The organism is uncultured Bradyrhizobium sp., from assembly GCF_936943645.1.
In the GTDB taxonomy this organism is placed as follows: domain Bacteria; phylum Pseudomonadota; class Alphaproteobacteria; order Rhizobiales; family Xanthobacteraceae; genus Bradyrhizobium.
Genome location: NZ_CAKZJO010000103.1, coordinates 1 through 11940, shown reverse-complemented (window position 1 = coordinate 11940; position 11940 = coordinate 1). Strand labels below are relative to the sequence as shown.

Annotated in this window: 12 protein-coding genes, 1 tRNA gene and 1 pseudogene; 4 read left to right on the top strand and 10 right to left on the bottom strand. The window is 63.8% G+C overall.

The window, feature by feature from the left end:
• Positions 1-74: 74 nt before the first annotated feature.
• A tRNA-Leu gene (locus Q0743_RS29955) sits at positions 75-159 on the bottom strand.
• Between the two features lie 155 nt (positions 160-314).
• Between Q0743_RS29955 and Q0743_RS29950 the strand changes: the two genes are divergently transcribed.
• Positions 315-1643, top strand: a complete 1329-nt coding sequence (locus Q0743_RS29950; protein ID WP_298245045.1) for a multicopper oxidase family protein — start codon at positions 315-317, stop codon at positions 1641-1643.
• Positions 1644-1651: 8 nt separating this feature from the next.
• Here the strand turns inward: Q0743_RS29950 and Q0743_RS29945 are convergent, their stop codons facing one another.
• From Q0743_RS29945 to Q0743_RS29930, 4 genes and pseudogenes are all read right to left on the bottom strand, one after another.
• The gene (locus Q0743_RS29945) at positions 1652-1939 is read right to left on the bottom strand and encodes an addiction module antidote protein (RefSeq protein WP_298245044.1); all 288 of its coding nucleotides are present in this window, start codon (positions 1937-1939) and stop codon (positions 1652-1654) included.
• A gap of 1 nt (position 1940) precedes the next feature.
• Positions 1941-2232 (bottom strand): annotated as a pseudogene (locus tag Q0743_RS29940) (type II toxin-antitoxin system RelE/ParE family toxin).
• 9 nt (positions 2233-2241) lie between these two features.
• Positions 2242-2706, bottom strand: coding sequence for a GNAT family N-acetyltransferase (locus Q0743_RS29935; RefSeq protein WP_298245043.1), 465 nt, complete (start codon positions 2704-2706; stop codon positions 2242-2244).
• Positions 2706-4205 (bottom strand): NAD(P)H-hydrate dehydratase, encoded by a 1500-nt coding sequence (locus Q0743_RS29930; RefSeq protein WP_298245042.1) that lies wholly within the window; start codon positions 4203-4205, stop codon positions 2706-2708. The genes Q0743_RS29935 and Q0743_RS29930 overlap by 1 nt, the downstream gene beginning before the upstream one ends.
• A 382-nt stretch (positions 4206-4587) precedes the next feature.
• Here Q0743_RS29930 and Q0743_RS29925 point away from each other — a divergent pair, with 382 nt between their 5' ends.
• Both Q0743_RS29925 and glnA read left to right on the top strand, forming a co-directional pair.
• The gene (locus tag Q0743_RS29925; protein ID WP_007603495.1) at positions 4588-4926 is read left to right on the top strand and encodes a P-II family nitrogen regulator; all 339 of its coding nucleotides are present in this window, start codon (positions 4588-4590) and stop codon (positions 4924-4926) included.
• A gap of 151 nt (positions 4927-5077) precedes the next feature.
• Complete coding sequence (gene glnA / locus Q0743_RS29920) at positions 5078-6487, top strand: type I glutamate--ammonia ligase (RefSeq protein ID WP_018320110.1); 1410 nt, start codon at positions 5078-5080, stop codon at positions 6485-6487.
• Positions 6488-6640: 153 nt separating this feature from the next.
• On the opposite strand, the gene Q0743_RS29915 is transcribed toward glnA, so the two are convergent.
• Entirely contained in the window at positions 6641-6904 is a 264-nt protein-coding gene (locus Q0743_RS29915) for a tautomerase family protein (protein WP_298245041.1), read from the bottom strand.
• Between the two features lie 151 nt (positions 6905-7055).
• Between Q0743_RS29915 and Q0743_RS29910 the strand changes: the two genes are divergently transcribed.
• Complete coding sequence (locus Q0743_RS29910; RefSeq protein WP_298245040.1) at positions 7056-8033, top strand: GlxA family transcriptional regulator; 978 nt, start codon at positions 7056-7058, stop codon at positions 8031-8033.
• Between the two features lie 158 nt (positions 8034-8191).
• On the opposite strand, the gene Q0743_RS29905 is transcribed toward Q0743_RS29910, so the two are convergent.
• From Q0743_RS29905 to Q0743_RS29890, 4 genes are all read right to left on the bottom strand, one after another.
• Positions 8192-8800 (bottom strand): hypothetical protein, encoded by a 609-nt coding sequence (locus Q0743_RS29905; RefSeq protein ID WP_298245039.1) that lies wholly within the window; start codon positions 8798-8800, stop codon positions 8192-8194.
• A gap of 94 nt (positions 8801-8894) precedes the next feature.
• Entirely contained in the window at positions 8895-10502 is a 1608-nt protein-coding gene (locus Q0743_RS29900; protein ID WP_298245038.1) for a TRAP transporter large permease subunit, read from the bottom strand.
• Positions 10499-11038 (bottom strand): TRAP transporter small permease subunit, encoded by a 540-nt coding sequence (locus Q0743_RS29895; RefSeq protein WP_298245113.1) that lies wholly within the window; start codon positions 11036-11038, stop codon positions 10499-10501. The genes Q0743_RS29900 and Q0743_RS29895 overlap by 4 nt, the downstream gene beginning before the upstream one ends.
• 323 nt (positions 11039-11361) lie before the next feature.
• The gene (locus Q0743_RS29890) at positions 11362-11598 is read right to left on the bottom strand and encodes a hypothetical protein (RefSeq protein ID WP_298245037.1); all 237 of its coding nucleotides are present in this window, start codon (positions 11596-11598) and stop codon (positions 11362-11364) included.
• Positions 11599-11940: the final 342 nt, after the last annotated feature.

Sequence of the window (11940 nt, the reverse complement as noted above, 5' to 3'; positions counted from 1 at the left end):
ATCGGACCGGCTCCCAGCGGACAGACATCCGCGCGGAAGCAGGTCTCGTAATCCGTGCAAACGCGATAAGCGCTTGGTGCGGGCGGAGGGACTCGAACCCCCACAACTTTCGTCACTGGAACCTAAATCCAGCGCGTCTACCAGTTCCGCCACGCCCGCGTGAATTTGCATCAAGACCGGCCGCGATGCCGCGGGCGGCCGGGCTTATAGCATGCGCCTGACTGTTCGCAGCAAAAAAATGGCCTGATGGAGGCAGGCTTCAAGTAGGCACGACCGCTGGACTTATCCAGCGCGGCGTGGTCCGGATCGGGACCATGAAACCGCGGATCTCAGACCCCGATCGGCGCGAGGTTTTGGCCGGGCTCGGCGCTTCCCTTGCTGCTTCCCTCGGCGCTTCCGCGGCCGGGCTGTTGGCGGGCGGCGCAACCCCGCCCGTGACCGCCCAGCTCGCCCTGCAGGCCAAGGCGTCCACCCTGGCTCTCAGGTCCGGGCAGCCAGCTACACCAATCTGGGAGCTGGCCGCTGTAAGTCGCCTCGGGGACGTCCGTCTCAAGCGCGGTGACCGCTGCCAGGTGGTGTTTCGCAACGACCTGCCTGTCCCGCTTGCACCAGTCTGGTACGGCCTGCACAGCGGGGCCGCGACGGATCCGCTACGGGGGCGAGCCCCCGCTCCGCCAAACGCGGTCGAAACATCAATTGTTTCAATATCTAATGCAGGAACCTTGCTGGCCGACTTTCGCCTGTTCGAAGACGGAATGAAGCACCCCACGCGCCCGCTTCCGATCATCGCAGCCGAGACCAGCCCTGAAGTCGTCGACCGTGACGAGGTGCTGCTGATCGAGGAATGGCGCCTGCGGCCGGACGGAACCGCGCTTCCCCCGGGGCAAGACCCGAAGGGCACGACACCGCTCTACACGATCAACGGGCAGACTTCATTCGAGCTCTCAGCCCTGCGCCATCAACGGCTGCGGCTGCGCTTCATCAACGGCTCCCAACGCTCTGTTCTCGCAATCAAATTGGAAGGTTACGACGTCCGTGTGATGGCCCTCGACGGCCAGCCAGCCGAGCCGTTCCCGGCGCGGAACGGCGCCCTGGTGCTGGCCCCAGGAGGACGCGCTGACGCGTTCGTCGATGCGGCCACATCGGCCCCATTGCTCCTCCACGACGGCAAGGAGGCGCGTCCGATCGGAAGCCTCAAGATCTCAGACCGGATGGAGCGGCGCACACCGCTGGCGCCGCCACAGCCTCTCCCGTCCAACGGCTTGCCCGAGACGCTCGACCTCCGCAGGGCCCTGCGGTTCGATGTCGCGCTCGGCGCGCCCGACGCCGGTTGGATCCGGCCGGCCGGCTTCTCCACGGCCTCCACCCCCGCCTTCCGCACCAAGGCCGGCCGCACCGTCGTACTGGCGCTGAAGAACCCTGCCCCCGTCACGACCGTCTTCCACCTGCACGGCCATCCCTTCCGCCTGCTCGACAGGCTCGACGACGGCTGGAAGCCCTACTGGCTCGACACGCTGGCGATCGAGCCCGGCCAGACCCAGCGCATCGCCTTCGCGGCGACTTCCCCCGGACGATGGCTGATCGAGGCGGTTGTCACGGACTGGGCCGCGCCGCGGCTGGTGCGCTGGTACGCGGTGGAGTGAGGCCGCGACTAGGCGTGCGGCTTGGCCGTGAGCTCTATTCCAAGCGCCTTCATCACCGCGATCGTCGTCTTGAGCGTGGGATTGCCATTGGCGCTGAACGAACGGTAGAGCTGCTCGCGAGACAGGCCGGTATCCTTGGCAATCTGTGTCATTCCTTTGGCACGTGCAACGACGCCAAGCGCATGTGCGATATAGGCTGCATTTTCCGTCTTGAACGCTTCTTCCATGAAGACGGCAATGGCCTCGTCGGATTGAAGATCCTCGGCAGGATCGTAGGTCGTCAGCTTCTCGCCCATGTCATTCGCTCCACATCTCGGCAAGGCGCTTGGCGGCCTTGATGTCTCTTGCCTGCGTACTCTTGTCGCCACCGCACAGCAAAACGATGATCGTGTTACCCCGCTTCTGGAAATAGATGCGGTAGCCGGGGCCGTAGTGGATACGCAGCTCGCTTACGCCATCGCCGACCGTCTCGACATCGCCTGTGTGCCCTTGAGCCAACCGGTCCAGGCGCGACGCAATCAGCGCTCTGGCCCGCTCGGAGACGCAATCGCCACTTCCGAAAAGTCTCAGTCTGCTTGAGCTCGACCACATGTAGTTTTTAGACTACAGTCGATCGGGAATCAAGTTCTCGACGCGTCCATAAGTACCGAGCATCGGGCTCCCTCTCCTCATTCCGCCCGCCGTCAGTCCGCTCGACGAGCCTGAACCCGCCCGCCTCGTAGAAACGTCGCGCCGGCGCGTTGCGCTGGAACGTCCAGAGCTCAAGTCGATCGCAAGCGGCTTTGGCGACGTCGAGGAGTTCGGTGCCGATGCCGCGGCCATGGGCTACGGGACGCACGTAGAGCTGATCGACCCAACCTGCGCGGAACGCGATGATCCCGATCAACTCGCCATCGTCGAAGCGTCCCCAGATGCGGCACGTCGGAAAGACACGCTCGCGGTAGAACCAGCGGTCCTCGTCCGGCGTATGCAGCCCGGCGAGCCAGGGCATCGCCTGGTCGAATGCGATCCGATGGACCCGCGCCGCTGCGTCCATGTCAGCGAGCGCGAGCCGCCTCAGCACTAGTACTCAACCCCGAGCGCGTCATAGATCCGCCGGTGCACGGCCGGCAGCGTCTCGGTGAGGTCCTCCGCGATCAGCCCCGGCCCCGCTTCGCTTGCCGCCTCGCCATGCATCCAGACGCCGATACTGGCCGCTTCGAACGCCGGCACGCCCTGCGCCAGGAGCCCTGCGATGATGCCGGAGAGCACGTCGCCGGCACCGGCGGTGGCGAGCCAGCGCGGCGCGTTGGCGGCGATGGTGGCGCGGCCGTCGGGAGCGGCGATGGTGGTGTCGGGTCCCTTCAGCAGCACGACGGCGCCGGAGCGCTCGGCCGCGGCGCGCACGCGCTCCAGCTTGGAACGCCCCGGAAATTTGTTGCTGAGGTCGGAGAACAGGCGCGGAAACTCGCCTTCATGCGGTGTCAGCACCACCGCATTGTCCTGCGACGACTTGATCTGTTCGAATAGCCGCTCGGGCTTTGCGGCAAAGCTCGTCAACGCATCGGCATCGAGCACCAGATGCCGCTGCGCGGTGAGCGCGGTGTGGACGAGATCGCAGGTGCGCTCACTGACGCCCGCGCCGGGGCCGATGATGCAGGTGTTGTAGCGCTTGTCGCCGAGCAGCTCGCCGAACTCGATCGCGGTATCGACGGGCCGAACCATCACCGCCGTGAGCGCGGCCGCGTTGATCGCGAGCGCATCGCGCGGGCTCGCCAGCGTGACGAGGCCCGCCCCTGCCCGCAGCGCGCCGCGCGCGGCGAGCCGCGCAGCGCCGGTCGCGGCCGCATCGCCCGAGACCGCCAGCACATGCCCGCGCGCGTATTTGTGGCCGTCGACGCCCGGCACCGGAAAGGCGGTGCCCCAGGCATCCGGATCGTTCTCGAAAGTCTGCGGCGCGATCTCGTCCAGCACCTGCGCCTCGATGCCGATGTCGGCAACACGCACCCGGCCGCAATGCATCCGGCCGGGCAGCAACAGATGTGCCGGCTTCTTGCGGAAGAAGGTCACGGTCTCGGTGGCGTTCACCGCCGCGCCCATCACCGCCGCGCTGGTGCCGTTGATGCCGCTCGGCAGGTCGACTGCGAGCACGGGAGCACCGTTGGCGTTGATCGCCTCGATCATCGCATGCGCCTCGCCGTCGACGGGGCGGCTGAGGCCGGCGCCGAACAGGGCATCGATGATCAGCGCGGGACGTCCGATCGCCTGCGGATTGAACGGGAGCAAGGGATGCTTCCAGCCGCGCGCGGCGGAGGCCGCATCGCCCTGGAGCTGATCGCGCTCGCACATCAGGATCACCGAGACCTCGCGCCCCTGCGCGGCGAGCTCGGCGGCTGCGACAAATCCGTCACCGCCATTGTTGCCGGGGCCGGCGACGATCAGGATCGGCCCCTCCTCCACCAGGGCCTGAGCGGCCTCGGCGACTGCCTGGCCCGCGCTCAGCATCAGCTTGAAGCCGGGCGTGCCGGCCGCAATGGCGAGCTGGTCCGCCCGCTGCATTTCGGCGTTGGTCAGAACTTCCATGCCACTTCCCTAGTACATTCGCCTTTTCAACAGGCATCTTCCGCGCCGACCGGCCATGGGGAACAACGATCTGCACACAAATTGAACCGTTTGCCTATTTCGTGGTCTTCGGTATTTTGTGCAAGTCGGCGCCACCACTCAGAGAGACCAGTTAAAAGGCTGATAACGCTCCAATAATCAGGGGCTTTGCAATTTGGCATAGACCCTGCTTTCGAGGAAGCCGCTTCGGTTCGTCGTGCTCACTGGCATTTTTCAGGGTGTCGCCGGCCGTTGTTGCCGGTCAGGTCAGGACTTCCGGCATAGCGAAGACAAGATCGTGCGTTAAGAAAAGCGCATCCTGACGAAGACGTTGCTATTTGATCGAAAGGCCGGGAGGCGCGCAGTGAAGAAAATCGAAGCCATCATCAAGCCATTCAAGCTCGACGAGGTGAAGGAAGCGCTTCAGGAAGTCGGCCTTCAGGGCATCACCGTCACCGAAGCCAAGGGCTTTGGCCGGCAGAAGGGCCACGCCGAGCTCTACCGCGGCGCAGAATACATCGTCGACTTCCTGCCGAAGGTGAAGATCGAGATCGTGATCGGCGACGATCTGGTTGAGCGCGCCATCGACGCGATCCGCCGCGCCGCGCAAACCGGGCGCATCGGCGACGGTAAGATTTTCGTCTCCAACATCGAAGAGGCGATCCGCATCCGAACCGGCGAATCCGGGCTGGACGCTATCTGAGCCGGGTGCTATCCCGAATTTTGCGACACTCCGACTAGAAAGAAGGCTGCTTCGGCGGCCTGATTTCGTTTGTGCGGTCGCGCAAAACTCGCCCGAGCGAGAATAATTTTGCTCATCTGGAAACCGACCCGCAGAGCCAAAAGGGGTATGCATGAAGACCGCCAAAGACGTCCTGAAATCGATCAAGGACAACGACGTCAAGTACGTCGACCTGCGCTTCACCGATCCGCGCGGCAAGTGGCAGCATGTGACGTTCGACGTCAGCATGATCGACGATGACATCTTCGCCGAAGGAACCATGTTCGACGGCTCCTCGATCGCCGGCTGGAAGGCGATCAACGAGTCCGACATGTGCCTGATGCCCGATCCGGTCACCGCGACGATCGACCCGTTCTTCGCCGAGACCACCATGGTCATCACCTGCGACGTGCTCGAGCCGACCACCGGCGAGCCCTACAACCGCGACCCCCGCGGCATCGCCAAGAAGGCGGAAGCCATGGTGAAGTCGATGGGCGTGGGCGACAGCGTGTTCGTCGGTCCCGAAGCCGAGTTCTTCGTGTTCGACGACGTGCGCTATTCGGCCGAGCCCTACAAGACCGGCTTCCGTCTCGACTCCTCGGAGCTGCCGACCAACTCCGACACCGAATATGAAGGCGGCAATCTCGGCCACCGCATCCGCACCAAGGGCGGGTACTTCCCGGTGCCGCCGCAGGATTCGGTGCAGGACATGCGCTCGGAAATGCTCGGCGCCATGGCCAAGATGGGCGTCAAGGTCGAGAAGCATCACCACGAAGTCGCTTCCGCCCAGCACGAGCTCGGCATGAAGTTCGACACGCTGACGCTGATGGCCGACCACATGCAGATCTACAAATACTGCATCCACCAGGTCGCGCACATCTACGGCAAGACCGCCACCTTCATGCCGAAGCCGATCTTCGGCGACAACGGCTCGGGCATGCACGTGCACCAGTCGATCTGGAAGGACGGCAAGCCGGTGTTCGCCGGCAACAAGTATGCCGACCTCTCGGAGACCTGCCTGCACTACATCGGCGGCATCATCAAGCACGCCAAGGCGATCAACGCCTTCACCAACCCCTCGACCAACTCCTACAAGCGTCTGGTCCCGGGCTATGAGGCGCCCGTGCTGCTCGCCTACTCCGCGCGCAACCGCTCGGCCTCCTGCCGCATCCCCTACACCGCTTCGCCGAAGGCCAAGCGCGTCGAGGTGCGCTTCCCCGATCCGATGGCCAACCCCTATCTCGGCTTCGCCGCGATGCTGATGGCCGGCCTCGACGGCATCAAGAACAAGATCGATCCGGGTCCGGCGATGGACAAGGACCTCTACGACCTGCCGAAGGAAGAGCTGAAGCAGATCCCGACCGTCTGCGGCTCGCTCCGCGAGGCGCTGGAGAACCTCGACAAGGACCGCGGCTTCCTCAAGGCCGGCGGCGTGTTCGACGACGACTTCATCGACGCTTACATCGAGCTGAAGATGACCGAAGTCGCCCGCTTCGAGATGACCCCGCACCCGGTCGAGTTCGAGATGTACTATTCGGGCTAAGCGGCCTGAACCTTATCCAACAGGCAAAAGGCGCTCCGCGAGGGGCGCCTTTTCGTTTTGGCGTCGTGGGATGGGTAGAGCTCTCGCGAAACCCATCATCTGGCCTGTTGCACGATGATGGGTTTCGCTGCGCTCTACTTAAGCCACGCCACGCTACGGCTTCGGCCGCGCAACCCGCAGCCCGTCCGCGCCGATCGCGCCGAACGTGCCGGCGATGATCTCGGCTGTCGGCTGCATGCCGCCGAGCGACCAGTGCGAGGGATCCTGCTCCTCGATCCGGACCCAGATGTTGCGGCGGAAATCCGCATTGCCCTGCCCTTCGACCTCGACCAGCAGGTCGGTGACGCGTTCGAGCAGCTGCTTCTTCTGCGCGACATCCAGGATGCCGCGGACGGTGGAAATGGTGACGTAAGGCATGTCTTTCTCCAATCATGTCGTGTGACGACAGCGAAAGATTGGACTGGACGAGCCCGCGACGGCAGTGGCGGATAAGACAGAGATCGGGCAATTTCCGCCAAGCGCCCGCCGGCCCGTTCGGTTAGGATCGCCGCACCCGCCTGGAGGTCCCATGAAGCTCGCAATTCTGGCCGTGGAAGGCTGCATGCATTCGGCGATATCAGGCGTCGCCGACATCCTGTCGCTTGCCAATCACGTCATGCAGCAGAGCGGCGCAAAGCCCCGCTTCAGCTGGCAGACGCTCTCGCTCGACGGCAAGCCGGTACGCGCCGGCGGCGGCCAGATGGTCGGGGTCGATGGCGCGGTCGGGCAACGCGCCCGCTTCGACGCCATCCTGGTCCCCGGTAACCTCGTCGATCACGTCACCGCCGAGCGCCTGCAACCGCAATATGCCCGCGCTGGCGCCTGGCTGCGGCAGCAGCACGCGAGCGGCCGGCTGATCGGGGCGTTCTGCAGCGGCGTGTTCCTGCTCGCAGGGGCCGGCCTGCTCGACCACCGCCGCGCCACCATCACCTGGTGGCTGCAGAGCGAGCTGCGGCAGCGCCATCCCACCATCGACCTCGCCGCCGACGCCGTCGTCACGGTTGCGGACCGCATCGTCTGCGCGGCCGGCCCGATGTCGTGGGTCGATCTCCTGCTCCGATTGATCGAGCTGGTCGAAAGCAAGGAGATCGCGAAACTATGCGCGGACTACGTCGTCATCGATACCGCGCAGCGCAGCCAGTCGATCTTCATGCCGGTCGGCTATCTGCTGTCGCAGGACCCGCTGCTGACCAGGGCCGACCTGCTGGTTCGCCGTACCGGCAAGGCCCCGATGACGGTCAAGCGCCTTGCCGGCGCGCTCGGCCTCAGCGAGCGTACGCTGAACCGGAAATTTCAGGAGCTCACGCACGAACCGCCGCAGGCCTTCATCATGCGCCGCCGCGTCGAGCACGCGCGCACGCTGCTGGAGACGACGACGCAGCCGATCAAGGCCATCGCGCGTACGACCGGCTATGAGGACGAGAGCAGCTTTCGCAAGGCGTTCCGGAAGCTCACCCTGATGTCACCGCAGGCCTATCGCGCGCGACGGATGGAGCGGACGATGTGAGACGAATCTTCGCAGATCACATCCGTCAGCTTTCGTTCTACATCTGACTCCACTTCGTTCTCAAAGAACAAATCAGATCCGCAAAAACCGCATCGAACCAATTCCTACCGATTGGTTTACGTAGGGCGGATTAGCCGAAGGCGTAATCCGCCGAAATCCTACTTGTCCGGAAAATTCACGCCGATCTCGGTCACGACGGGCGCATACTTCACCAGCGCCGCGTTGTCGGAGGCCACCTTCACGCCGTCGCCGGACAGCGATCTCGGCGCACCGGACTTGCCACTGAAACGGATCGTGACCCGACAGCCGCCCTGCAGCGGCCGGCCGAGCGTGCCGCCCTTCCAGTCGGTGACGAAGCCGCCATAGTCCCACTCGAAGCCGCTGACCCGGAACGGCTTGCCGTTGGCCTTCTGCACGTCGGCGAGGCTTGATCCGATCGTGACGCCGGCGACATTCCAGAGGCTGGTCTTGCCTGCGTCGCGCAAGGTCAGGCCGGAGGCGCGTCCGGCCTTGTCGTCGGTGAAGGCGATCTCGATGCGGCGGTCCCTCGCCTTCGGGAATAGTACGATGCCCTTGTAGGTCTCGCCTTCGGCGCCCGGCAGATTTTGCACCACGGCGTCCTTGCCGTAGCGCTGCTTCAGGCTCCGCTCGGTATCGTCAGGGGCCACCGGCGCCGCGCAGGTGATGGGCCCCTCCTGCGGCGGGGCGCTCTGGGCAGATGCGGAGGATGACAGCAGAAGGCTGGCGGCGATGATGATGCGCGTCATCGAGATACGATTCCGGATTGCGAAGACGAACGCGAAGGTAGCGCGCGTGGATCATCCGGCACAACTCGAAAGCAGCGGCCGCGCGGAGGCGTTCTCAATTCTTCGGCTGGCCGAAATCGAGCATCGGTGGTGGCAGCTCGACGTCGGGGATCTCGATCTTGATCTTGTCGAGGTCCACATTCCTGGGGGCATCCAGCAACGCGGTGACGGTGATCGGGAATGCGATGACGACCGCAACCATGATCGCCTGCAGGCCGATCCAGGGCATCGCGCCCCAATAGATGTCCGAGCTCTTGACCTCCTTCGGCGCCACGCCCCGCAGGTAGAACAGGGCAAAGCCGAACGGAGGATGCAGGAAGGAGGTCTGCATGTTGACGCAGAGCATGACCCCGAACCAGATCAAGGCAGCGTCCGCCCCGACGACGGGCGCGAGAAGCTTCTGCGCGATCGGCGCGATCATCGGAATGATGATGAAGGCGATCTCGAAGAAGTCGAGGAAGAACGCGATGAAGAAGATGAACAGGTTCATGAAGATCAGGAAGCCCCAGACGCCTCCCGGCAGCGATGTCAGCATGTGCTCCAGCCAGACACCGCCGTTGCACCCCAGAAAGACGATCGAGAAGCAGGTCGATCCGATCAGGATGAACGTCACCATGCAGGTGATGCGCATGGTGGTCTGGTAGCCTTGCTTGACCAGGTCGCGCAGGTCCGGAATCCTGACCGTCTCGAGGCAGACCCAGGCGACCGCGAGATAGGCGATCGCGAAGGCGATCTTGAACACCAGGTTCGGCGTGAAGTAGATGCCGATGATGGTGCCGACACCCGCCGCCGCCACGCCGACGAGCAGGATCTTGTGCCCGGCCGAGCTGAAATCCTTGTGGTGGACGACGGCAAGGACGATCGCGCCGACTGCGCCCATCGCGCCCGCTTCGGTCGGGGTGGCAAGGCCCAGCATCATCGTGCCGAGCACCACGAAGATCAGAACGGCGGACGGGATGATGCCCAGAAGGCACTTGCGCCAGAGCGCCCAGCCCGTGAGCGTCCTCGCTTCCTTCGGCACCGCCGGAACGTGGCCGGGCTTGATCACGCTCAGGAGAAACGTGTAGCCGGCGAACAGCGCGATCTGGAGGATCGACGGTCCCCAGGCGCCGAGATACATGTCGCCGACCGACTTGCCGAGCTGGTCCGCGAGCACGATCAGAACCAGCGAGGGCGGCACCAGCTGGGTAATGGTGCCGGACGCAGCGAGCACGCCGGTGATGTAGCGCATGTTGTAGCCGTAGCGGATCATCACCGGCATCGAGATCAGCGCCATCGCGATCACCTGCGCCGCCACCGTGCCCGTGATGGCGCCGAGAATGAAGCCGACGATGATCACGGAATAGCCGAGACCGCCGCGAACGGGGCCGAACAACTGCCCCATCGAGTCCAGCATGTCCTCTGCGAGGCCGCATCTCTCGAGGATCGCCCCCATGAACGTGAAGAACGGAATCGCCAGCAACAGCTCGTTCGCCAGCACGCTGCCGTAGATGCGCTCGGGGATCGCCTGCAGGAAGCTGAACCCGAAAAAGCCTTCGTGGATCGCGAGAAAGCCGAACGAAAGCCCGAGGGCGGCAAGCGTGAAGGCGACCGGATATCCGATCAGCATGGCAAGGACCAGCCCGCCGAACATCAGCGGCGGCATCATCTCGATCGTGATCATTGGGTCGGCCGCTCGTATTTCGCATCGATGGTGACTTCACCGCGCAAGGCTGCTGCGCGTTTGATTGCCTCCGAGAGGCCTTGCAGGGCCACCATGAAGAAGCCAGCCGTCAGGACGAACTTGATCGGCCACCGCACCAGACCGCCGGCATTGTTGGACATCTCGCCGACGATGAACGAGTTATAGAACATCCCCCACGAGAGATAACTGAGGAGCAGGCACGCCGGGACGAGGAAGACCAATGTCCCGATCAGGTCGAGCCAGAGCTGGCCGCGCTCGGACAGCATGAGGTAAAGGATTTCGACTCGGACATGCTCGTTGCGTTTGAAGGTGTAGGACGAGCCGAACATCACGATGACGGCGAACATGTACCACTGCGTCTCGAGCCAGCTGTTGGAGCTGTAGCTGAAGGCATACCGGATCATCGCATTCACGGCGCTGACCACGCAGGCCGCGAGAACCAGAACGTTGCAGACGTTGCCGACTTTTTCGTTCAGCCAGTCGATAGCCGTACTCACCGCCAACAATGGGCGCATCGATGCCTTTTCCCCCGCTCGCTGAGTGCTATTTCCCGAAGCGAGCAACACCATGGGGGCTGCATCGACAGCCTGCCATTCTCTGCGCGGGAGCTAGTCCACCCTCCTGATGCTTCCGCCCGTTCTTGTTGTCGGTTCTTGGCGAGACCTCTTCAGTCTCGCCCGCCGCGTGAAGCAAGGCACCTTTACTGTCAGTCTATTTGGGGTCAACTGGAAAATGGACGACCTGCTCCAGCAACGTCTGGAACATTGTCGCAGTGCGGGTCGGACTGCCAGGACTGGCGGCGGCGCGATGCGTGAACGGACTGCCCGCGACGGGATGCTTACCCCTCGACGTCGTACTGCTTGCAGAGATGATCGCCGATCTGCACCAGCATGGCGACGCATTCAGGGTAGCCCGGCCGGTCCGAGGTGGTCCGATCGGCGCTGGCGCGGAATTCCCACGAACGACCATCGCGCAGGACGGAAATGATCATTCCATCGGGACAGTCGGCGTGGACCTTCAATTCGGCCTTCGCCATGGCGATCAGTTCGCTCTCGGTCTTCGCAGGTCTTCTCATGAAAGTCATCCTCCGTTCGGGGCAGAATTTTTGGTGTATCTGCCAAGCCCACCCAACAAGTCTTCCCGAAAATGCGGCTCTCCGCATTGGGATAACGCAAACGGTCCCGATCCGGTCAGGGCTGCCAAAGCCATGATTAGCCTCCGGCGAGGCGTCGGGCAAAACACCGGGTCAAGTCCTTTCCGCAAAAATATTCTCCTTTACCGAATTTCGGATTTATGGCATACACCCGACATCCTGGCCTTGCCAAAGGGGCGCTTCGCGATCGTCACGAGATGCGGGCCGGAGTGCGGTGGACGCGGTAGCGCCGGCGCGACACGCATGATGACAGGGCGGGCAACC